The sequence below is a fragment of the Streptomyces sp. NPDC003379 genome (genome assembly GCF_053589195.1).
On the sequence record NZ_JBSFRK010000016.1, the window covers coordinates 25,972 to 47,321 of the forward strand.

A 21,350-nucleotide genomic window follows, 5' to 3' on the forward strand; every position below is an offset into this window, starting at 1 on the left:
TGCTTCAGCCGCGACGCGGCGCCATACTTGCCGGGCGCCAAGAGCACGGCTCGACGGAGGATCGATGGCACACACGAACGGCATGTCTTTCCTGAAACTGCTGCTCAAGGACGCCGACATCGACGCCTTCGACGAGGTGCTGACACTGGCCCGAGCCGCGGGAGAGCCGGCCGACCAGCTCGACGCGCTGGAGGAGGAGCGAACGATCGCGCTGCGTCTGCGGGAAAGGCTTCTGCGCCACCGCCGCAACGAGGCGGAGCTCCAGCTGCTCAACGACACCGCGAGCGACCTGGCCTCTCTGCGGGACCTGGACCCCATCCTGCAAGCGATCGCCGACCGCGCACGGCGGCTGCTGGACTGCGACCTCGCCTACATCAGCCTCAGCGACCGCGGCCGCGGCGACAGCTACATCAAAGCGGCCGCGGGCAACATCTCCGGCCTGCTGCGCGAACTTCGGCTGCCCGTCGGGACCGGCGTAGGCGGGATCGTCGCGCGGACCGGGGAACCCTACGCCGTCGCCGCCTACCTCCCCGACACATCCTTCACCCACACCACCGAGATCGACAGAACCGTCGCCGCGGAACGGATCGAGTCCCTGCTGGGGGTACCGGTCAAACTCAACCAAGAGGTGATCGGAGTCCTGCTGGCCGCACACCGCAGCCGGCAGGAGTTCAGCAGCCGTGACATCGGTGTGCTGATGATGCTCGGCTCGCACGCGGCTGTGGCCATCGAGAACAGCCGCCTGCTGAGCGCCGCCCAGCAGGCCATATCGGAGCTGCGGGTCGCCAACGACACGATCAGCTCCCACATGGCGGACCTGGAACGCACCGCGGAGGTCCACGAACGCCTCACCCGCCTGGTCATCCAGGGCAACGGCGTCGACGAAGTCGTACAGGCGACCGCGACCGCCGTCGCCGGCACGGTGGTCGTCCTCGACGAGGAAGGCAACATCGTGGCCCGGTCCTGCGGTCATGACACGGTGCCTGCCGACGAACTCGGCCGGCTCAGCGCGGACGCCTGGCAGGCGGGGCACACCGTGATCCGCGCGACGAGGTGCGCCGTTCCTCTGATCACCGAGTCCGAGCCCCTGGGCACCATCGTCCTGAGCGCCACGGCGCAGGTCGACGCCACGGACCGGCGCATCCTGGAGAGGGCCGCACTCGTGGCCTCCCTGGTGCTCGTCACCCGCAGACGCATGGCGGAGGCCGAGGCCCGCGTACGCGGAGAACTGCTGGGGGACCTGCTCGCCGCGCACAGCAAGGACTACGACCTCCTGCGGCACCGGGCCGCTCTGCTGGGCGTCGACCTCGCCACCTGCCGCACCGTGGTGGTGGCCCGGGTCGATGACGAACCACGCGAGCGGGTCTACGCCGCCGCCGCGGCCATCGCCCGACGCTCCCACGGCCTTGCGACCTTCCGGCGCGACACCGTCATCCTGCTGCTGCCAGGAGACGACCCCCAGGCCCTGGCGCGCCGCGCCGTCGACGAACTCGCGCGGACCTCACGCCATCCCCTCACCGCCGGGACCGCGCAGGCCGCTGACATCACCCACATCGGCGACGCCTTCCGCGAGGCCGACAACTGTCTGCACGCCCTGGTCGCCCTCGGCAGGACCGGCGAGATCGCCGACACCCGCGGACTCGGATTCGTCGGAGCCCTCTTCAGCGGCGAACCGGCCACTGCCTCCTTCATCGAATCCGTCATCGGCCCGGTCATCGCATACGACCGCACCCACCACTCCGATCTGGTCCACACACTCGACACGTACTGCCGCACCGGCCGGCACGCTCGCAACACGGCGCACCTGCTCCACCTGCACGTGAACACCGTCTCCCAACGCCTGGGCCGGATGAACCGGCTCCTCGGTGCCACCTGGCGCGACCCGGAACGGCTCCTGGAGATCCAGGTCGCCCTGCGGCTGCTGAAAGTCAGCAAGCCCTAGCACGCCCACCCGTCGACCGGCACACCTCACAGGCAGCCCATGTGTGCGTCCAGCCCATACCGCCCTCGGCGGCACGCTTCGTAACCTTTGCGTCTCGTGACACGAGGTATGAGCGACGAAGTGACGAAGCGACGGAGCGACGGAGACGCCATGAAGAAGACCATCGCCGGGACAGGGCTCGTCTGCGCTCTGGTCAGCAGCACGCTCCTGCCCCCGGCACACGCCGCACGGACACCGGCACACGCCGCCCGGACACCGGCCGACTGCGGCAGCCTGCGCGGCCTGAAGATACCCGCCTCGGTGATGGGGCTGCCCACCACGGGCGGCGAGGTGAGCGCGGCGAACGCCATCGCGCCGACCGGCAGCGGAACTTCGGCGACCGGCGCGTACTGCCGTGTCGAGGCCGTCATCCACCCCGTGGACCCCCAGGCTCCCGACATCAAACTGCGCGTCGCCCTGCCCCAGCAGTGGAACGCAAAGACGATGATGTTCGGCGGCGGAGGCTACGACGGCACCATCCCCGATGTCACGGGCAACGTCCCCTTCGGCCCGACCGGCCGGCCACGCCCGCTCAGCCACGGCTACGCCACCTACGCCGGCGACTCCGGCCACCAGGCGGCGCCGGACTTCAAACCGACCACCTCCCTCGACGGCTCCTTCGGCGTCAACGACGAAGCCGTGCGCAACTTCTCCGGCGACGCATTGAAAAAGACCCACGACGCCGCCCACCACATCATCCGCACGCACTACCAGGGCGCCGCCCCCGCCCACAGCTACTTCGCCGGCGGCTCCAGCGGCGGACGCGAAGCACTCGCCGTCGCCCAGCGATGGCCCACCGACTTCGACGGCGTCATCGCCGCCTACCCCGCCTGGAACGCCGCCTCCCTCAACCTCTTCTTCGGCTACGAAGCCCAACTCCTCTCCCGGCCAGGGGCGTTCCTCAACCCGGCCGAACAGAACCTGCTGTACCGCAGCGTCATCAAGTCCTGTGACGGTGACGACGGCCTGAGCGACGGCGTCATCTCCAACGAACCAGGCTGCCGCTTCCAGCCCCGCACCCTACGCTGCCCGGACGGACAGGACACCGCGGACACCTGCCTGTCGGACCACCAGATCCACGCCGTGAAGGCACTCTCCTCGCCACTGCGATGGAAGTACCACCTCGCCAGCAGGGAAACCGGCTACCCAGGATTCCCCTTCCTCTCCGGCGCCGACATGACCACCCCCCTGCTGGGCATGGGCACCCGCGTCCCGGACCACCCGATGCCGAAGGACAGCGGCTACGGCGTCCAGTTCTGGGACCAGTGGGTGCGGTACTTCATCACCCGCGACCCGGCACACGACTCACTGGCCGTGGACCCCCGCCGCCCCGGCGCCTGGCAGCAACGCATCAGCCGCCTCTCCGCCCTCCAGGACGTCAACGACCCCGACCTGCGCCGCTTCGCCGAGGCAGGCGGAAAGCTCCTCCTCCTGCACGGCACCGCCGACGAACTCGTCAGCCACCGCTCCACCATCGAGTACTTCCAGCGCGTCCAAAAACGCATGGGCCGGCACGCCACCGGCGCCTTCGCCCGGCTCTACCTCATCCCCGGCGCCAACCACGTCAACATCGACGCGTCCTTCGCCGCGAGCTACGACTCACTGAGCGCCCTGGAGAGCTGGACGGAAGAAGGCAAGGCGCCCTCACGGCCGGTCGTCACCGACACCAGCCCCACAGGCAACGCCCGCACCCGGCCGCTGTGCGCATACCCCGCCTGGCCGAAATACCGAGGCCACGGCAGCCCCGCCGCCGTACACAGCTTCACCTGCCACAGCGACCGACCACGAACCTGACCCGGCAGGCGCACCCCGGTATGTCCGCGGCGAGGACATCCCCGCAGGATCAGTGTCCGCCCCGCACATAACGGAGAGCGGGCCGGCGATCCCACTCTGGTGCAAGACCGCACACAACTTCAGCCACCGTCCCGAAAGTGGTGCTTCGCATGCCGTCCCCACCCTCAGCACAACTCCAGGCGCCCAGCAACCTCAAGAAGATCGTGGCGGCCAGCCTCATCGGCACCACCATCGAGTGGTACGACTTCTTCCTCTACGGCGCAGCCGCCGCACTCGTGTTCAACAAACTCTTCTTCCCCGACTCAGATCCCCTGGTCGGCACGCTCCTGTCCTTCGTGACCTACGCCGTCGGCTTCGCCGCCCGCCCCATCGGCGCCCTCGTCTTCGGCCACTTCGGCGACCGGCTGGGCCGCAAGAAACTCCTGGTGTACAGCCTGCTGATGATGGGTGGCGCGACCTTCCTGATCGGCCTGCTCCCCACCCACGCCACCGTCGGCTCGGCCGCCCCGGTCCTGCTCACCGTCCTGCGCCTGGTCCAGGGATTCGCCCTGGGCGGCGAATGGGGCGGCGCGGTGCTGCTGGTGGCGGAGCACGGAGACGCCGGACGGCGAGGCTTCTGGGCCTCGTGGCCCCAAACGGGAGCGCCGGCAGGGCAGTTGCTGGCCACAGGCGCCCTGGCCACGCTGACCGCAACACTGTCGGACGCGGCGTTCAACTCCTGGGGATGGCGGGTGCCGTTCCTGCTCTCCGGCGTGCTGGTAGTCGTCGGTCTGTGGATCCGGCTCTCCGTCGATGAGTCGCCCGTGTTCAAAGCCGCCCTCGCAGCAGCCGAACGCCGCAAGGCCGAACGAGCCACCCGCGAGAAGCCGCCCATACTCGCCGTCCTGCGCGACCACTGGCGCGACGTCCTCATCGCCATGGGCACCCGCATGGCGGAGAACATCTCCTACTACGTCGTCACCGCATTCATCCTCGTATACGCGACCGAGCACGCCGACACGAGCAAACAGACCGCACTCAACGCCGTCCTGATCGCATCCGCCGTCCACTTCGTGACCATCCCCCTGTGGGGTGCCCTCTCCGACAAGATCGGACGCCGCCCCGTCTACCTCGTCGGCGCCCTCGGCATAGGAGTGTGGATCTACCCGTTCTTCACCCTGGTCGACCGGCAGTCCTTCGCGGCAATGATCACAGCCGTCACCGTGGCCCTGCTCTTCCACGGCGCGATGTACGCCCCACAGGCGGCGTTCTTCTCCGAGATGTTCGCCACCCGCATGCGCTACTCCGGAGCGTCGATCGGCGCCCAGTTCTCCTCCGTGGCCGCCGGCGCCCCGGCCCCGCTCATCGCCACCGCCCTGCTCGCCGAGTACAACAGCGCCGCGCCCATCGCCCTCTACGTCATGGCCGCCGTCCTGCTCACCGTCATCGCCCTCGGCTGCGCCACCGAGACCCGTCACCGAGATCTCTCGGACACAGAAGCCTACGAAACCGAGCCGGCATCGACCGATGACCAACCGGTCCGTACGGCTTGAAACTCCTGCGGGCAGCTGACGGTCGTACAGGCGGAAACCGCCGTAGGCCCTGCCCTTCAAAAGCCGCCCGCCCCAGCCGCCCCGCCCGCTCCGGCGTCTGGACGGCCAGGGAGCTCGACAGGCAGCCGGCCCGACTCAGTCGCGGCGGGGAGGGCGGTCCGATCGCCGAACCCGGGTGGCTCGCACGCCGGCTGAGCGCCTCCTGGCAAGCTCGTTCACCTCCGATGATGGCGCGACCAGGTTCAATGTCACCGACCTTTCATGTCGCGTTCTCCTGCTCGCACGGTTCGCCGTCTCCCCGACCCTTCCGCTCGAGGCTGCCGGTAGAGCAACGTGATTCTGCGGTCCGGGTGATGGTCTACCGTCCGCCCGAGGTGGTCGATGATGCGGTTGGCGGCCGACTTAGGGACCCCGAAAAGCGGGGCGAGTTGTCGCGGCGTCAGGTTGGTGCGCCAGTACGCGGCGACCAGCGGGACCCGGTCTTCCAGCAGCAGGCTCCAAGGTCGGCACTTGCGGACGGGCTCCGCGCCTTCGCGCCACGACGCGGTGATCAGCTTGCCGAACTGTCGCGGGCTCAGCCTTTCAGTTGCCGACACTCCTCCCCATGACTGATCCTGGGCACCGGGCAACCAAGGAGGACTGGATGGGGCTTATGCTCTTCCCCGGAGATGGCGACGTGACCAGCCCGGACATCTCCTGGTCCTACAGCGGCTTCAACATGTTCAGGGAGTGGCTGGCCCAGGTTGAGGGATTCACCCTGGCCGAGATGTACGGCTTCGGCGGAGACCGCCCGTGGAGCAGCGTCTCCACCACGCTGGCACCGCTGCTCGACCACCCAGACGACGACGGCCCCGACCTCACGCCCGAGCAATGCGCGGCCATGCTGCCCCGACTGGAAGCAATCGTCGACCGGTGGCAACACGATGGCAGCGATCCCGTTCTCCAACGGCGCATCGATGACGCCCGCCAGTTGGTCGCCGTCATGAGGCTCTGCCTGGACAAGGACGTCGAGCTCGTCTTCGGCTGACCGCCGGACGCAGAGCGGCTCCCCGCCGGAGACGACCAGTAGTTACGGGACAACGCTCACGAGCTCGTGCATGGTTGGCGGTGAGATCTGCTGGCGAGACAGCTGGCCGACGATCACTTGAACGGTGTCGCTCATGTGCCCTCGCACCAGCCTGGGGCGTTCTTCTTGCACTCGCGGTGCGGTGGTGCCGCTACGCGTCCGCCGGTCTGGGCAGGCGCCCAGGCCCGGCCCTGATAGCAGGCATCGGCGAGGGACTCGACACCAGCTGTCGACGGCTTGGCGTTCCTGATGATCGTAGGTGTAGGCGTCCACTGCCTCGGGGGACGGCAGCAGGTAGGACTTGCGCTGGAACATGCGGTGCATGGCGTGCGCGAGGGTGCCGGCCTGACGGCGGGCCTCACGCTCGTCATCGGACGCCGCGACGGTGAAGCTGGCCAGCGCGTACGGCTCGGCCAGGGTCTCGGACGGAGTGAACCGCTCGCGGTACGGGCGCAGGGCGGCCACGACATCGCGCGGGTTGAAGTGCGCGGCTAAGGCGAACGGCAGGCCGTGCCGGGCGGCGAGCTGTGCCGAGTGGCCGGACGAGCCGAGCAGCCACACCGGCAGGCGGCCGGTGGGCGGGGTGACGCCGTTGAGCCGGTGCCTGGGCGGGCCCCGGCACGGCGTACACGCGGTCGGCGTAGGGGTGCTCGGCCGGGAAGTCGTCGCCGAGGAAGTGCAGGAGTTCGAGGACCTGTGGGGAAGTCCTCGGCGCCGCTCGCGCCGCGGCGCAGGGCGTCGGCCGTGGCGTGATCGGCGCCCGGGGCGCGGCCCAGGCCCAGGTCGATGCGGCCGGGGGCGAGGGCGTCGAGCATGCCGAACTGTCCGGCGACGACCAGTGGCGGGTGGTTGGGCAGCATGATTCCGCCCGCGCCGAGCCGCAGCCTGCTGGTCTCCGCGGTGAGCCGGGACAGCAGGACGGGCGGGCTGGAGTTGGAGACGCCGGGCATGGCGTGGTGCTCGTTCATCCAGTAGCGGGTGAAGCCGCGTCGGCGAGCCGGGCGAGTTCGATGCTGCTAGCCAACGCCTCTGCGGCGCTCTGGCCGGTGCCGGTCATGGCGGAGTCCAGTACGGACAGGGCGGCGGGGGCGGAGCGCCATGGCGGGTGCCGCGGATGGGGTCGGTCATGCTCGTGCGGTCCTTCGGCTTCAAGGTGTGCGGCGTCCCGCGAGGTGGGAGGGCGCCGGCCGACAGTCGCGGCCGGTCTCTGTCGGGCGGCGCCCGGCCGTGTCCGGCGTCCGGGTCCGACGTACGAGGGGTCAGCCGCGGACGCCGAAGTCGACGCGGTCGGCGAGACCGGCGGCGGCGAAGGCGGCGGTGAGCTCGTCGCGGCCCTCGGTGAAGTGGGCCCAGCTGTCGTAGTGGACGGGGACCACGCGGCCGGCGTCGAGGATCTTCGCGGCCTGTGCGGCCTGGGCGCTGTCCAGGACGATCAGCCCGCCGTCGAAGACCTCGGAGAAGCGGGGCGCTCCGGCGAAGAGCAGGACCGTGTCCACCGGGGCGAAGCGCTCGGCGATCTCCTTGACCGCGTCGAGAGAGGCGTTGTCGCCGCTGACGTAGACGGTGGGCAGGCCCTCGCCGGTCAGAACGAATCCGACGACCTCGCCGCAGATCGGCTCGACCTCCTCGCGCTTGCCGGGGCCGTGGATGGCGGGCACGCCGGTCACGGTGACCGTGCCGGGTCCGCCGTCCCGGCGCTCAAGCTCGACCGGCTGCCAGTCGGCGAGGCCGGTGGCCGCCGCGCCGAGACGCTCCCCACCGCCGGGGGTGGTGAGCGTCAGCGGGACGTCGGCGAGCAGGGCCCGGCCGGAGGTGTCGAGGTTGTCGGCGTGTTCGTCGTGCGAGAGCAGGACCACGTCGACGCGGCCGAGATCGGCCGGGCTGCCGTCGGCCGCCGCCGTCTTGGTCAGCACGACGGCCGGTGCCGAGTGGTCGCCGGGGCCGTCGAAGGTCGGGTCGGTGAGAAAGCGCAGGCCGCCGTACTCGAAGAAGGCGGTCGGGCCGCCGAAGACGCGGACGGGAAACGGGGCGGTCTGCAAGGTCGGGGAAGACACGAAAGGAGTTCCTCACGGATAGATTACGTATTAACCGTGAGGTGACTGTAGGCCTGCCTCACGGATGATTGCAACCCGTACCATGAGAAGCGTGGAAGAGTTCGTGATGGAAGAAGCAGCCCTCCCGTCGGCGCCGGGCGAGGCGGAGCACCCCGCGCTGGGCCTGGCCAACAGCGCCGTCGCGCTACCCGGCGGGCACACGGCCGACCTCCTGGGCACCCCGGCGCAGGCCGAGCAGTGGCTGACGCGGCGCGACCTCGCCCCCGTCGGCACCGGCTTGGCGGAGATCTGCGCGACACAGCTGCGCTCACTGCGCGAACAGATCAGGTCACTGCTGGCCTCCCGTGTCGCCGGGCACCCCGCTCTGCCCGCCGCTGTCACGGCGATCAACAACGCGATGACCCGCGTCCCCACCGCATCCCTGCTGCTGTGGGACGAGAAGACCGGCCCCTACCGCGCCACGCCCCACCCCACCACCGCGATCGTCGAGCACGCCCTGGCGGTCATCGCCGCCGACGCCGCCGACCTGCTCACGTCCCCCGACGCCGCCCGCCTGACCGCCTGCGCCTCCCCTCCCTGCAACCGCTTCCTGCTCAAGCACGGCCGCCGCCAGTGGTGCTCCACCCGCTGCGGCGACCGCGCCCGCGCCGCCCGCGCCTACGCCCGCCGCACCGCGATGGAGTGACGGGTGGGAGGGGCTGAGCGCATTACGCAGTGAGTCAGTGCTCCAGTTCGTTCGCGGGGAGAGGCGCCACGTTCGGCGAGCTCGGTCGACTGGGGCATATATTCGGTTTGGCCCGGATGATGAGAGTGGCGCTGCGCCAGCGCGGGTAGCCGTGCAGTGCACGATTCTGGACGGGGCCTCGATGGGGTTCGCCCAGGGCGCGTTGGCCGGGGTGAAGCACCACTCGACCCGACTCATTCGGGCCCGCTTGCGGCGGCCAGGGTATGCGCGGCGCCCCTTCCAACCGCCCGGGTTGCGCTGCGGGCCAACGATGGAGGCGGCGCGGAAGAACGGCGGCGGCCCGAAGTCGAGGCCGCGGGTCCTCCGTACGGTGCGCCGGGACGGGCGCGAGCCAATGGGCCTCGATGCGGCGATCGGCGCGCAGGCCGACGGTTCGCCGTCGCGTTCTTCGGCCTCCCGAGCAGGTGCCGCAGGAGGCCGGTGAGCTGGGCGAAGATGCCGTCCTCCTGCCAGCAGGCGAAGTAGTGGTAGGTGGTGGGGGCAGGGCGGGAAGTCGTGCGGCAGATAGCGTCAGGGGATGCCGGTGCGGTCCACGTACAGGATCGCGCTCCCGCGCCTGCTTCCGGGAGAAGCCGCTGGTCTGCTCCCTGTACGGGATCACGTGCGGTTCATTTGCCGTTGTCTTCAGCGAGGGTGTGCGCGACGAGAGCGTTGGCGTGGCCGTGGCCCAGGCCGTGCTCGGTCCTGAGCCAGGAGACGAGTTCCATGTGCTTGGTCAGGGGAGAGGACCGGATGACGTCTTTCCACTCCGTGACCGGGCGGCCGTACTTCTTCTCGATCGAAGGAAAGTAGCTGGCAGGACCCTTCACCGATGTTGTCATGCTGCCGCTCCCGTTCCGTGTTCGTGATCCTGGATTGGCTGGATTGCCTGGATTGTGTCGCCCGGTCGGGCACTTACCCGGGAGGAGGTAATTTCGTACGTCACGTCGGTCACCTTCGGCGAGCCGACCACGCGTACGGGCTCCAGGCGGAGTTCGGGGGAGACGCCGTCGAGGAGACGTATGCCCGCGCCGAGGACCATGGGGGCAAGATGGATCTGCAGCTCGTCCAGGAGCCCGGCGGCAAGGAACTGCCGCACGGTGTCGGCGCCCCCGGAGACCTGGACATCCTTCTCCCCGGCGGCCTCGCGGGCCAGAGCCAGGGCGGCCTCGGGGCCTTCCGTGACGAAGTGGAAGGTGGTGCCCCCCTGCCGTACCCACGGCTCGCGCGGGGCATGGGTGACGACGAACACAGGGGCGCGAAACGGTGGCGGGTCGGGCCAGCAGGCCTCCCCCTCGGCGAACATGCGGCGGCCCATGATGTAGGCCCCGGCCCGCTCGAAGATCTCCCGCACGACGTCATCGTCCTGATTGCCGCCGGTCCCGCCGGTCCCGCCGGTCATGCTCTGACGTTCCCGCCAGGTCTCGGCTTCCTCGGCCCACTCGTGGATGCGCAGCCCGCCGTCGCCCAGGGGGTTCCCGGGGTGGGCGTTCGGCCCCGCCACGAAGCCGTCGAGGGACATGCCCAGGCTCGCGAAAACCGTGCTCATGCCGCGTGCTCCCCGGAGAAGAAGGCGGCCAGGGCCGGGGCCAGTGTGTTCGGCGCGATGGCGTGCTCCTCGCCCGGGAAGACCCGCAGTGCGAAGTTGTCGCCCGTGGCGGCGAGTTCTCGCGCGCCGGTCAGCATGTGGGGTGCGCCCGCGTCCCCGCTGCCGACCAGGACGGGCACGGTCACCGACGCCCAGCGGCCGGTCGGCAGGGGCCGGCCGGACATGGTGTCGCCCATGATCAGGCCATCGTAGGGAAGAGTGCGGGCGACGGCCTCCATGCCCGCCCAGAACGGGGCCTGCCGCATGCCCGCGATGGCTTCGCCGGGCAGGCCGACCGCCGCCGTCATGAAGTAGGCGGCGGCGTCCCCGTACGCCTCGCGGCCCACGAGCTCCGTCAGGTGCTCCACGTAGTCGGCGGGCAGCGGCGGCCGGCTGCCGTCGGTGACGAACGGCGGCTCGTACAGCGCGAGACGCGAAACGGCGCCGCCCAGGGCGGCGGCCGCCTCCAGAGCGAGGACGGCGCCCGAGGACATGCCGAACACCATCGCCGACCCGTCGGCGGGCCCCTGGATCAACGCATCGAGGTCCTCGATCTCACGCCGTACCTCGTATGTCTGCCCGTCCCCGCTGTCGCCGCGGCCTCTGCGGTCATACGTGATCACTGTGAAGCGCTCGGCCAGCAGGGCGGCGAGTTCGCCACAGTCGCCGCGGGTCATGAAAGCGCCGCCGACGAGCACCACCGCAGGGCCCGAGCCCTGCCGCTCGAAGGCGATGTCCGTGCCGTCGGCCGAGAACACCTTGTCCATGTGAAACCCCAATCGAAGTGCAGTGCAGTGCAGTGCAGTGCGGTGCAGTGCGGAGCGGAAGCCCGCGGCGCTTGGAACTGGACGGTACAGTACCCACATGAGTACTGGTCAGTCCAGTACTCTTCGAAAGGGGAGACGCGCCGGACAGGACAGAGAGAGAAGGAGCCGAGGATGGACAGCAGGTCAGCCCGCAAGCATCAGGCGATCATGGAGGCCGCGACCGCGGCGTTCATGGAGAAGGGCTACGCGGGCACCAGCATGGACGACATCGCGAAACGGGCCGCGGTGTCCAAGCAGACTGTCTACAAGCACTTCTCCGACAAGGAGAAGCTCTTCGCCGACATCGTCCTGGCCACCACCGACCGGCTCGACACCGCCATCGACCTGCTCGCCGGCGCCCCGGTCGACGCCGCCGACCTGGAAGAGAACCTGACCCGGCTCGCCCGCCAGTTCCTGACCGCCCTCACCCACCCTCAGGTGATCCAACTGCGGCGCTTGATCATTGCCAACGCCGACGTCTTCCCCGACTTGGGCGCCGCCTGGTACGAACGGGGCTTCGAGCGAGGGCTCGCCACGCTGGCGGCGACCTTCCAGCGCCTGGCCGACCAGGGGCTGCTCCGCATCGATGACGCGCTCCTGGCCGCGAACCACTTCTCCGGCCTGCTGTTGTGGATTCCCGTGAACAAGGCCATGTTCACCGGCCGTTCCCAGCACACCGAGGCCGACCTCGACCGCTATGCCGCCACCGGCGCCCGCGTCTTCCTCGCCGCCTACCGCTGACCGCCGCGACCTGCCGCGACCGGGGCGGCTCGGGGCCGTCCCTCCCGACCTGGCCACCGGTCACCGTCCGGCCCACTGGCCCGCCTTCTTCGTCGCGCGCGAACTGGAGACGACCATCGCGAAGCTGCGTGCCAACCTCAACACCCCGCCCATGGCGCTACGCGCCGACGAGGACCAAGCGCTACGGGTGATCGGCGACGGTCCGGGGCCGCGCGTGAACGGCCCGGCGGCGGAGGTGCTGGGCTGGCTCACCGGGCGGACCGACGGGCACACGCTGACCCCGAAGCCACGGACCGACGGGCGTCTGGCAGCGGCTATCCGGTCACTGCGTACGGCCCGCGGGCACGTCAGTGCCTGACCGTAGTGGGCACCCCTGCTGTGTGCCGCCTGCGAGTGATCGTCGGTGGACGGCTATGGCTTGGGCTACGTCGCCGGGATCTGGGCCGACAGCTTCGAAGACTTCACGCGCCGCCAGTTCGCCCTGACTCTGCCCGGTGGCAGCAGGCATTCTCCTACGACGATGGAGCCGCCCGGCGCACCAACTGGACCATGGACGTCAGCAGGGCCGAATAGAGCCGGCACAGGGTCGGCCACGCTCCGATGTTCCCTACCTGGCCGCCAGTAGGGAATTCCAACCGGCCGCCATCACGTGTCGTCGGTGACGGGGCGGCGGGGCGGCGCGGCGGCGGGGCGGCGCGGAGCAGCCGACCGCCCGGCGCCGGGGCAGGAGGACCGACCCGCGAGTGTTCTTCGCCCGGCTGACGGTGTTCAGGGTCAGCCCGCGGCGCTTCTTCGCCCAGGTCACGAGATGTCCGGCACAGCCGGAGCCGACGGCCGGCGGACGCCCGCCGCATCGAGGCATACCGCCTCAGATCCAGGCAAGAGCACATCGAACAGCTCGGCTTCCCCCTCCGAGCACGACGGCCCCGCCATCATCCTCCCTGTGGTCGGGCCGCCCGCCCCACAGACCTCCCACGGCGGGTGAGGAGCGGGGCAGTGCCCGGCGTGGCGTCGACGTGTTCTTCCTCATAGGCGGGGACGACGGCGTGACGAGAGGCAGGTGGGCACCGTCTGGGAAGGCATGAACGACATGACCGATGAAGACATCGTCCGAGCGGTGCGTTGCATCGTCGCCATGGAGGCTTCCCGCGACGTGCTGGCCGCCCGGGTGACAGCGCTACGCACCGCCACGGCCGCCGAAGACCTGGCCGAGCGCGACCGCTGCGGCAACGCCATGGCCGACGCCGACACCCGGATTCTGCTGGAGTCGATCGAGGTACTCGACCGGCTCGGTATGACGGCCGCGGCCATGGCCTGCTCCCATGTCGCCCAGGAAGAGGGCATCCTGCCGCCTCCCTGACCCTGCGCGGACGACGCGCTGGGCCGCATGATCAGTCCGCGCCGCGACAGGCCCAGCGGGCCGTTGTGGAAGCAGGTGTCGCCCAGCTTGATGCGCTCACTCTGGTCGGTGGAGCCGGACTGGCCCGCGTGCCCGGGTGCCCGGGTGCCCGGGTGCCCTCCGGGGTATACGCGCCCGCGGTTTCGTGGCCTTCGACGTCGTAGGACAGTTTGTCGAAGACGCCCGTTCTGGGCCGTGATCGCGCTCGCCGACGAGTCGGGCACCAAGGTCAGCCACTTCGCGGCGCGCTACTACGCCCCGAACATCGGCTGGCCTCGCTCGCCGAGCTTCGCCAGCCGCGACTTGCGGGTGCGCAACGACCCCAGCGCGGCGTCCTCGTGCTTCTTCAGCCGACCGGACATGCGCGTTGTGGAAGCGCCGGCACCGGAGCCGCCGCGTCCCGCGTGATCCTCCGCCACGGCCTGGGCGCGCCAGGAGAGGACGTCATCGGCCGCGGTCGGACGTGCGGCGGCGACGGCGGGTCTGTATCTCTTGAGTATCACTCTGTTTCCTCTTTTGTCGCCTGATCGCCCCGACCGGGACACGGAATTTCGCATAACTCCGTGCCATCACTGGGCCGTTCGCTTCACGCGGGGCCCGGAGGTCGCCGGACCAGGGCGTCAGGGCCCGGCGGCCCCGCCCCGCGTACCTCTAGGGTGTGCGGCAAAGCGCAGCAGAGGAGGCATACGGGGTGGGTGGGCGCAGGATGGCCGCAGGTGGGGGATCCGGGGGGCGGCGGGCGGCACCGGGGGGCCGCCGCGCGGCGACCGGTCGGCGCAGGAAGTCCGGGGAGCGGCGCAGGGCACGGTCGGACGGCGGCATACCCGGCGCCCTCGCCTGGGCGCGCAGGCAACTGCGGCGGCTGCGTCCCGCGTACCCCCGGCCGGGCCGCGGCGGATGGCGGCGGTGGGTACCTTCGTGGCGTCAGTGGCTGGGCGCCTTGCTGTACACGTTCATCGGCTTGACCGGCTTCGTCGCGATCGCGTACGCCGCTACGGACATACCGGACGATCTCAACTCGTTCGCCACGCAACAGGACAACGTGTACTACTGGTCCGACGGCACCGTCATGGCCCGCACCGGCTGGGTCATCCGGCAGGAGATACCGCTGGAAAAGGTGCCGCCGAAAGTCCGGGGGGCCGTCCTCTCGGCCGAGAACGCGAGCTTCTACTCGGATTCCGGGGTCTCGCCGACCGGCTTCCTGCGTGCCGCGACCGCCGCGGTCACCGGAGGGGAGACCCAGGGCGGGTCGACCATCACCCAGCAGTACGTGAAGAACGTCTACCTCAGCCAGGACCGCACCCTGTCCCGGAAGTTCACCGAAGCCCTGCTCGCCGTGAAGCTGGACAACCGGACGAGCAAGGACAAGATCTTCCAGGACTATCTCAACACCAGCTGGTTCGGACGCGGCACCTACGGCATCCAGCGCGCCTCGCACGCGTACTACGGCAAGGACGTCTCGCGGCTCAACCCCAGTGAAGGCGCCTTCCTGGCTTCTCTCCTCAAGGGCGCCGGTCTGTACGATCCGGCCCTCGGCAAGGAGAACCGCGAGCGGGCCGTCGAACGGTGGAACTGGATCCTGGACCGCATGGTCGAGACCGGCCATCTCACGCAGGCCGAGCGTGCCACGTACAAGAAGTTCCCGGATCCCACGAAGCCGGGGTCCGGCGGCACGATCCCCGGCGCGCAGACCGGCTACCTGGTGGAGCTGGCCAAGCGGCACGCGATCAAGGCCGGGCACATCAAGGCCGCCGACTACGACCTCGGCGGCTACCAGATCCGCACGACCTTCGACCGGGACCGCACGAAGGCCCTGACCGCCGCCGTCCGGAAGGTCGACAAGGGCTTCGACACCAAGCGGCGGCCCGACACCGACAAGCACGCCAGGATCGGTGCGGCGAGCGTCGGCCCGGACGGACGGCTGCTCGCCGTGTACGGCGGCCACGACTTCCTGAAGCAGGGCTTCAACCAGTCGAACGCGACGACCATTCCGGCCGGTTCGGCGTTCACCCCCTTCGTCTACGCCGCCGCGCTCGAGGACGGTGTGCAGCGCACCCGTGAGGGGGGCCGCACACCCGTCTCCCCGGCCAGCGTCTACGACGGCGACGACCGGATCGCCGTACGGACGCCGGAGGGGCCGTACTGGGACCGCAGCGGAAAGGTGGTGAAGGGCCGCAACGAGGGCGGCAGGGACTGGGGCAAGGTGACCCTGCGGCAGGCCGTCGCCGACTCCGTCAACACGCCCATGCTCCAACTCGGCCTCGACGTCGGCCTCGACCGGGTGGAGAGGTACGCGCTGCGGGCGGGCCTGCTCGAATCGAGCCTCGGGGAGCGGATCCCCACCTTCGCGCTCGGGGAGAACTCGACGCCCAGCGCCATCCGGATGGCCGGCGCGTACCAGACCTTCGCCGCCGACGGCATGCATACCGACCCCTACTCGGTGCGCTCGGTCACGCGGGCCGGGGACGCGGTGCCGCTCGTCAAGCCGAAGCCCGCCCGTGCGGTGTCGAAGGAGACCGCCCAGGCGGTCACGGACGCCCTGCGGGCCACCATGACCGACGGGTCGGCCAAGGCGGCGGGCGGGGCGCACGCCGGTGCCGCGGGCAAGACCGGGACGACCGCCTCGAACACGGCGGGCTGGTTCGTGGGAGGCACCGAGGACGAGACCACGGCCGTGGTCGTCTACCGCATGTCGCTGAAGGACCTGGTGCCGCTGCCGCTGAAGGGACTGGGCGGCGACGCCCCCGGAAAGCTGGGCAGCGAGCGGGCGGTGGGCCTGTGGGCCGACTACATCAAGGCGGTGAAGCAGGCGCCGGGGCAGTGAAGCGGGAGGGGCCGCCGCCGCGCTCCGGCAGGGTGCGGCGACGGCCCGGCCCCGCTACTTGACGAGCGACTTCCAGTCCGGCGCCTGCGCGGGGTCGAGCAGGCGCAGCCGGGCCAGGACCTTCGGGTCCTGGACGTCGAGCCAGTCCGCCAACTCCCGGAACGACACGCAGCGGACGCCCTTGCGCGGGCACACGTCCCGCATCACGTCCTCGACGGCGTTCATGTAGATGCCGCCGTTCCAGTCCTCGAAGTGGTTGCCGATGAACATCGGCGCCCGGCTGCCGTTGTAGACGCGGTTGAAGCCGTTCATGTACGACTTCCGGACCTGCGCCTCCCACGCCGCGAACTTCTCCGGGTCGCCCTGGGTGCTGTCACCGGACTGGTGGTAGAGGAAGTTGAAGTCCATGGAGAGGACTTGCACCTCTTTGCCCTCCATGGGCAGGAGTTGCAGGGGAAAGTTCCATATGTCGTCGACCTTGGACGGCCATATCTGGAAGTCCCCCGAGGAACTCGCGTCGTAGCGCCAGCCGAACGGCTTGATCGCGGCCAGGAGGTTCTTCTGCCCCTCCAGGCAGGGCGCGCGGCCACCGACCACTTCCCGGTCCGGGTCGAAGGGCAGGGGCGCCTCTTGGCTGAAGCCGGCGTTGGTCTTCCACTTCTTCATGAACGAGTACGTCTGCTCGATCTCGCTCTTCCACTCCGCCGGGCTCCAGTCCCCACCGCCCTTGGGGCCGCAGAAGTGCCCGTTGAAGTGCGAACCGATCTCGTTGCCGTCCTTCCAGGCGCCGCGCAGCTGCTCCAGCGTCGTCTGTATGTGCGGGACAGTGGGGTACGAGATAGCGGCCGACCCCGGGTTGTGCTGCGGCGGGCGGTAGAGCGACTTCTTGCTCTCCGGCAGGAGGTAGATGCCGGTGAGGAAGAAGGTCATGTGGGCCTTGCTCTCCCGTGCCACTTGGCGGAAGTGGGAGAAGCGGCGGTCGTCGCCCTCCAGCGCGCCGTCCCAGGAGAAGACTACGAACTGGGGCGGCTTCTCACCGGGCTTCAGCTTCTTGGCCTTGAGTTGCCCGCGCTGCGGCCCGGTGTACGAGGTGGAGCCGTCACCCAGCACCCGGACCTTGCCGTCCCACTTCTCCTCGCCCTTCTTCGCGCGCTTCGCGGAACGCGCCTTCTCCGCCGCGTTGCCGGAAGATGTGGACGTGGTGTGCCGCGCGTCGCTTCGGCTCCCGGAGGAGTCCCCGAGGGCGAGAACGCCCGTGGTGGCCACCCCGCCCAGGCCGAGCACGGCCGCAACGACGGCCATGCGCTTGCGCTTTCGCGCCTTCTCTCGCGTCTTGCGGGCAGCGCGGGACTCGGTCCGGATGGGCCCGGTGCCGTCAGGTTCGATCACTGCGGTCCTACCCCCTGTTCATCGCAGCAGGGCCGCGCGTGAATTGTTTGTATGAATATAGGACCGACGGGGTCGTCTTCAGTACCCCATGTTGCTCACACCGCCGCTACGGGGCCGTCGATCGCCTCCAGGGAGCGCCTGTGGCGAAGGCGCCCGCCCTCCTCCCTGTGCGGGACCCCTGCCTGGCTCCAGCCCAGCCCAGCCCAGCCGCAACTGAGCCCAGCCGCAACTGAGCCGCCCGCTCGACCAGCGAACAGACCGTAGATGGACGCCTGGAAACCAACTCTTCGGGACCCAGCGGCCACCGGGCACCCATGGCTTGGCCAGCCGAGCGCTGGGCACCGTAGGGCCCAGAGCATGGACGGGCACCGCCGACCGTCAGGGCATGCGCCCGTTCCGGAGGTGCGTTGACGTGCACCTGTAGGGTTCCCTACGGGGAGACGATCAGGTAGGGGAGCGATGGACACGTCGGCCGTGCCGGAACAGGTGCACGAGCAAATCCGGGTCCGGCTGGCAGCGGCAGTGGGCGCCGATGCCGCCGACCTCGGTCGCATCGCCGAGGAGGCCGCCCTCCAGTTGCACGACGTCGGACAGGAACCGGACTTCGAGGTCCGGTCCGCGGACTTCGCGACCGATCCGTACTTCGTCTGCGCCGACCGCTACTGGCGGCGGCGCTTCGCCGTCAGTCCGTCCTCGGACACCGCCCTGGCCTGCGCACGCTGGATCGCCGTACACACCACGGCCGAGTGCCGCTCCGCCGTTCGCGAGCAGTGGACCCTTGGCAACGGCTTCATCAACCGGTCCCACATGGAGACCCGCGAACAGCTCGACGAGGCCGCCCGAGGCATCGCCGGCGTCCCTGAGGCCGCCGACTTGGCCCTGACTCTGCTGCTCTATCACGCGGGAAAACTCCGCGCGAACTTCGCCGTCGACGACCTGAACAACGTCCTCACCACCTCTGCCCTCGCCATCAAAGCCAGCCCCCATCGCGACGAGCCGGTGGTCCTGGCACTGCGCTCATTCGCGGCGTTCGGCAGCCGCACTCTGACCACAGAACACGCCCGCGACCTCCTTGACCGGGCATGGGCGGCCCGGCACCGCTCGCGGCATGTAATGGACGTGTGCCTGAACGGGCTGGCGTTCTCCGTGCCCTTCGACGGCCAAGGCGAACTCCTGCGCCGGCTCGCACGGGAGGCCGTGGACGCTCACCCCGACAACCACATGTTCCGCTTCCGCCTCGCCACCGCCCACCACCTGTGCGCCGACCACGACGAGGCCCTGTCACACGTCGACGCCGCTCTGGCCCTGCTCGCCCACCATGGGGCCTTCAGCCGCGAACTGCTTCTGGAGCAGTACCTCGTCAAGCGGGACGCCATCCAGGAAGCCCGGCTACGGGCGGCACGCGACGCAGAACATGAGGCCCGCTGGCGGCGCCAGGACGCCGCGAACGCCGACCTCGAGCGCGCCATGCACCGCTCCTCCGTACGGGCCGTCGAACTCGTCGCCGTGTTCACTTCGGCGATCGCCTTCGCGGTCGGCTCCCTCCAGGTCACCCTCAGCGGCACCCTGCAGCTGCGCGAGCGGCTGTGGCTGCTGATCGCCCTGGGCACGGGGCTGACCGTCTTCGCCCTGGTCATCGTCGGTGGCACCTGGCTGATCACCCGCGGCCGCTCCCGTCGCTGACCGCCCCGCTCCCGCCACACGCGTGGATCTGGCTGCCTATCGGGCCGGGGCCGCCTCTCGTTCGTGGGCTTCGTCCGCACGCCGGCGAGGGCGCGTTGCGTCTGTCCGGTCTTAGCGAGGGCGTGTGCGTGTGCGTGGGTGACGGCGTGCAACGCCTCGGTCTGGGCGTCGGCTCGGCCCGGCCCTCGGCCCGGTCCCAGCCGTTCTCGGCCGCCCGGGCCAGGCAGTGCCCGGCACGGCGGAGGCGACCGAGAGCTCCTCGGCCCGGACCTCGTCGCTGGCGAGGCGGGTCCGGCAAAGGCTCGGACGTGACTGGTGGCTGCCTCCAACTCGGGGCACTGAGCCAGGATGGCCTTGAGTAACCGACAACGCCGAACGGTGAGCGCTGCTGCTGTGTGCGAGCAAGTCGTCGCCGACACGTTCGCCGCCCGGCAGCGTGCTCAGCGCCTGGAGCAGGACCTGTGCCCTGACCACGGCGGTTGCGGCCGCGCGACTACGCGACCCCGTGCCAGCCCCCCGCTGCCACACCTCCAGGAGATCCACGCCGACCTCGTCGACCGGCTCCAAGAGGCCAGACACCAGGGCTGACTCGGCGAGGTTGCCGCCATCGAGGCCACCATGGCCGCCGCGCAGAAGCTGGAGGCGATGCGCGAGCGTGCAGTCCAGCCGTCCACCGTCCACTCGCGGTACTCCTCGCCGGGCCTGCCCGACGGGACGCTCGCCACAACCGCCCCGGAGACCGCACTCATCTGGTCACCGCGGACCTCACGGCGGTGACCGCGCACTACGGTATGCCCCGCAGAATCTACGACGACGGACCGCGCGACCCGTTTCTCCGTGCAGGTCCAGGCGGCCGCCGGCATCTACGGTGCCGACGAACGCCGGACCGGGCGGGGCGCAGGGTGGCTGCCGCGGCTCAGGTGCCCGGCTTGCGGCCGTATACGAAGACGTCGTCGCCCTTGCGCAGCAGGTTCCAGTACTTCACGGCGTCCTTCTTGGTCATGTTGACGCAGCCGTGGGAGCCCGGCGGGGCCCAGACGCTGATGCCGACCGAGTGGAAGGCCTGGCCGCCGTCGAAGAACTGGCTGTACGGCATCGGCACGTCGTACAGACTCGAGACGTGGTCGATGTCCCGCCAGTAGACCTTCTTGAGGCCCGTGCGGGTCTCGTGGCCGTTGCGGCCCGTGCGTACCGGGACCGGGCCGTATTTGAGATTCTCGCCGTCCTGGATCCAGCTGAGCTGGAGCGTCAGGTCGACACAGGCGATGCGCCCCTTGTCGGTCGGGCACTTGCCCGCCTTGTTGGGGTCGTTGCCCACCGCCTTCTGCTTGTTCATGAGGTTCATGACGCCCCAGGTGACGCTTCCCGCGTACCCGGCGTTCGGGGTGATCTTGTGCTTGGTCTGGAAGGCCTTGATGGCCTTGCAGTCGGCCGCCGACTGCCTGCCGTCCACCGGTCGGCCGAGGAACCTCTCGACCTGCTCCTGGTACGGCCCGGTCTGCGTCGAGCACGACGCGGCCTGTGCGCTGCCGGTGCCGAGCGCCACCGTGAGCGGGGCCACCAGCATGGTGATCCCCAGGGCCACGGCTCCTCGTCTGCGTATGTTCTCCCCCACTGCTGCCAGCTCCTCGTTCGTCATTCGTCCGCGGGTCGGTTTCCACCTGCTAGACAACGTGGACCCGGGGTTCGTTGCAGGACGAATTGACACAGACGTGTAACAGGGGGTGATTTGCCGCCGGATCGGCCGTCCGGACGGGGCCCGGCCATGC

Annotated in this window: 19 protein-coding genes and 3 pseudogenes; 11 read left to right on the forward strand and 11 right to left on the reverse strand. The window is 69.9% G+C overall.

Annotated features, from left to right (window positions below):
* The first annotated feature begins 64 nt into the window (after positions 1 to 64).
* From ACWDVB_RS17560 to ACWDVB_RS17570, 3 genes are all read left to right on the forward strand, one after another.
* Entirely contained in the window at positions 65 to 1,942 is a 1,878-nt protein-coding gene (locus ACWDVB_RS17560; protein ID WP_451516004.1) for a helix-turn-helix domain-containing protein, read from the forward strand.
* Between the two features lie 150 nt (positions 1,943 to 2,092).
* Positions 2,093 to 3,775, forward strand: coding sequence for a tannase/feruloyl esterase family alpha/beta hydrolase (locus ACWDVB_RS17565; RefSeq protein ID WP_451516003.1), 1,683 nt, complete (start codon positions 2,093 to 2,095; stop codon positions 3,773 to 3,775).
* Positions 3,776 to 3,924: 149 nt separating this feature from the next.
* The gene (locus tag ACWDVB_RS17570) at positions 3,925 to 5,307 is read left to right on the forward strand and encodes an MFS transporter (RefSeq protein ID WP_451516002.1); all 1,383 of its coding nucleotides are present in this window, start codon (positions 3,925 to 3,927) and stop codon (positions 5,305 to 5,307) included.
* Between the two features lie 332 nt (positions 5,308 to 5,639).
* Here ACWDVB_RS17570 and ACWDVB_RS17575 read toward each other — a convergent pair.
* Positions 5,640 to 5,936: pseudogene (locus ACWDVB_RS17575) on the reverse strand (helix-turn-helix domain-containing protein); the annotation flags it as partial.
* A gap of 14 nt (positions 5,937 to 5,950) precedes the next feature.
* On the opposite strand from ACWDVB_RS17575, the gene ACWDVB_RS17580 reads away from it, so the two are divergent.
* Positions 5,951 to 6,334 (forward strand): hypothetical protein, encoded by a 384-nt coding sequence (locus ACWDVB_RS17580; RefSeq protein ID WP_451516001.1) that lies wholly within the window; start codon positions 5,951 to 5,953, stop codon positions 6,332 to 6,334.
* A 42-nt stretch (positions 6,335 to 6,376) separates the two neighbouring features.
* Here ACWDVB_RS17580 and ACWDVB_RS17585 read toward each other — a convergent pair whose 3' ends face one another.
* From ACWDVB_RS17585 to ACWDVB_RS17595, 3 genes and pseudogenes are all read right to left on the reverse strand, one after another.
* Positions 6,377 to 6,934 (reverse strand): LLM class flavin-dependent oxidoreductase, encoded by a 558-nt coding sequence (locus ACWDVB_RS17585; protein ID WP_451516000.1) that lies wholly within the window; start codon positions 6,932 to 6,934, stop codon positions 6,377 to 6,379.
* A pseudogene (locus tag ACWDVB_RS17590) lies at positions 6,865 to 7,359 on the reverse strand (LLM class flavin-dependent oxidoreductase); the annotation flags it as partial. The gene ACWDVB_RS17585 and the pseudogene ACWDVB_RS17590, both read right to left, overlap by 70 nt.
* Before the next feature lie 273 nt (positions 7,360 to 7,632).
* Positions 7,633 to 8,427: an MBL fold metallo-hydrolase gene (locus ACWDVB_RS17595; protein ID WP_451515999.1), complete on the reverse strand. Its 795-nt coding sequence runs from the start codon at positions 8,425 to 8,427 to the stop codon at positions 7,633 to 7,635.
* A gap of 82 nt (positions 8,428 to 8,509) precedes the next feature.
* On the opposite strand from ACWDVB_RS17595, the gene ACWDVB_RS17600 reads away from it, so the two are divergent.
* On the forward strand, positions 8,510 to 9,112 hold the full coding sequence (locus ACWDVB_RS17600) for a CGNR zinc finger domain-containing protein (RefSeq protein WP_451515998.1): 603 nt from the start codon (positions 8,510 to 8,512) through the stop codon (positions 9,110 to 9,112).
* 420 nt (positions 9,113 to 9,532) lie between these two features.
* Here ACWDVB_RS17600 and ACWDVB_RS17605 read toward each other — a convergent pair.
* The 4 genes and pseudogenes from ACWDVB_RS17605 to ACWDVB_RS17620 form a co-directional block, all read right to left on the reverse strand.
* Positions 9,533 to 9,724 (reverse strand): annotated as a pseudogene (locus tag ACWDVB_RS17605) (transposase); the annotation flags it as partial.
* Positions 9,725 to 9,780: 56 nt separating this feature from the next.
* Positions 9,781 to 9,993, reverse strand: a complete 213-nt coding sequence (locus tag ACWDVB_RS17610) for a DUF4287 domain-containing protein (protein WP_451515997.1) — start codon at positions 9,991 to 9,993, stop codon at positions 9,781 to 9,783.
* A complete protein-coding gene (locus ACWDVB_RS17615; RefSeq protein ID WP_451515996.1) occupies positions 9,990 to 10,700 on the reverse strand; it encodes a dihydrofolate reductase family protein in 711 nt (236 codons plus the stop codon). The genes ACWDVB_RS17610 and ACWDVB_RS17615 overlap by 4 nt, the downstream gene beginning before the upstream one ends.
* Positions 10,697 to 11,506, reverse strand: coding sequence for an alpha/beta fold hydrolase (locus ACWDVB_RS17620; RefSeq protein ID WP_451515995.1), 810 nt, complete (start codon positions 11,504 to 11,506; stop codon positions 10,697 to 10,699). The genes ACWDVB_RS17615 and ACWDVB_RS17620 overlap by 4 nt, the downstream gene beginning before the upstream one ends.
* A gap of 171 nt (positions 11,507 to 11,677) precedes the next feature.
* Between ACWDVB_RS17620 and ACWDVB_RS17625 the strand changes: the two genes are divergently transcribed.
* From ACWDVB_RS17625 to ACWDVB_RS17635, 3 genes are all read left to right on the forward strand, one after another.
* On the forward strand, positions 11,678 to 12,286 hold the full coding sequence (locus ACWDVB_RS17625; RefSeq protein WP_451515994.1) for a TetR/AcrR family transcriptional regulator: 609 nt from the start codon (positions 11,678 to 11,680) through the stop codon (positions 12,284 to 12,286).
* Positions 12,243 to 12,644 (forward strand): hypothetical protein, encoded by a 402-nt coding sequence (locus tag ACWDVB_RS17630; protein WP_451515993.1) that lies wholly within the window; start codon positions 12,243 to 12,245, stop codon positions 12,642 to 12,644. The genes ACWDVB_RS17625 and ACWDVB_RS17630 overlap by 44 nt, the downstream gene beginning before the upstream one ends.
* Positions 12,645 to 13,367: 723 nt before the next feature.
* Positions 13,368 to 13,646 carry a hypothetical protein gene (locus ACWDVB_RS17635; protein ID WP_451516026.1) on the forward strand — a complete coding sequence of 93 codons (279 nt, stop codon included), beginning with the start codon at positions 13,368 to 13,370 and terminating at the stop codon, positions 13,644 to 13,646.
* 290 nt (positions 13,647 to 13,936) lie between these two features.
* Here the strand turns inward: ACWDVB_RS17635 and ACWDVB_RS17640 are convergent, their stop codons facing one another.
* Positions 13,937 to 14,188, reverse strand: coding sequence for a hypothetical protein (locus tag ACWDVB_RS17640; protein WP_451515992.1), 252 nt, complete (start codon positions 14,186 to 14,188; stop codon positions 13,937 to 13,939).
* Positions 14,189 to 14,391: 203 nt separating this feature from the next.
* Here ACWDVB_RS17640 and ACWDVB_RS17645 point away from each other — a divergent pair, with 203 nt between their 5' ends.
* Positions 14,392 to 16,509: a transglycosylase domain-containing protein gene (locus ACWDVB_RS17645; RefSeq protein ID WP_451515991.1), complete on the forward strand. Its 2,118-nt coding sequence runs from the start codon at positions 14,392 to 14,394 to the stop codon at positions 16,507 to 16,509.
* Positions 16,510 to 16,563: 54 nt separating this feature from the next.
* Here the strand turns inward: ACWDVB_RS17645 and ACWDVB_RS17650 are convergent, their stop codons facing one another.
* The gene (locus ACWDVB_RS17650) at positions 16,564 to 17,811 is read right to left on the reverse strand and encodes a hypothetical protein (protein WP_451515990.1); all 1,248 of its coding nucleotides are present in this window, start codon (positions 17,809 to 17,811) and stop codon (positions 16,564 to 16,566) included.
* A gap of 546 nt (positions 17,812 to 18,357) precedes the next feature.
* Between ACWDVB_RS17650 and ACWDVB_RS17655 the strand changes: the two genes are divergently transcribed.
* Complete coding sequence (locus ACWDVB_RS17655; protein WP_451515989.1) at positions 18,358 to 19,581, forward strand: hypothetical protein; 1,224 nt, start codon at positions 18,358 to 18,360, stop codon at positions 19,579 to 19,581.
* Between the two features lie 618 nt (positions 19,582 to 20,199).
* Positions 20,200 to 20,358: a hypothetical protein gene (locus ACWDVB_RS17660; protein ID WP_451515988.1), complete on the forward strand. Its 159-nt coding sequence runs from the start codon at positions 20,200 to 20,202 to the stop codon at positions 20,356 to 20,358.
* A gap of 139 nt (positions 20,359 to 20,497) precedes the next feature.
* Here the strand turns inward: ACWDVB_RS17660 and ACWDVB_RS17665 are convergent, their stop codons facing one another.
* Complete coding sequence (locus ACWDVB_RS17665) at positions 20,498 to 21,220, reverse strand: L,D-transpeptidase family protein (RefSeq protein WP_451515987.1); 723 nt, start codon at positions 21,218 to 21,220, stop codon at positions 20,498 to 20,500.
* Positions 21,221 to 21,350 lie beyond the last annotated feature (130 nt).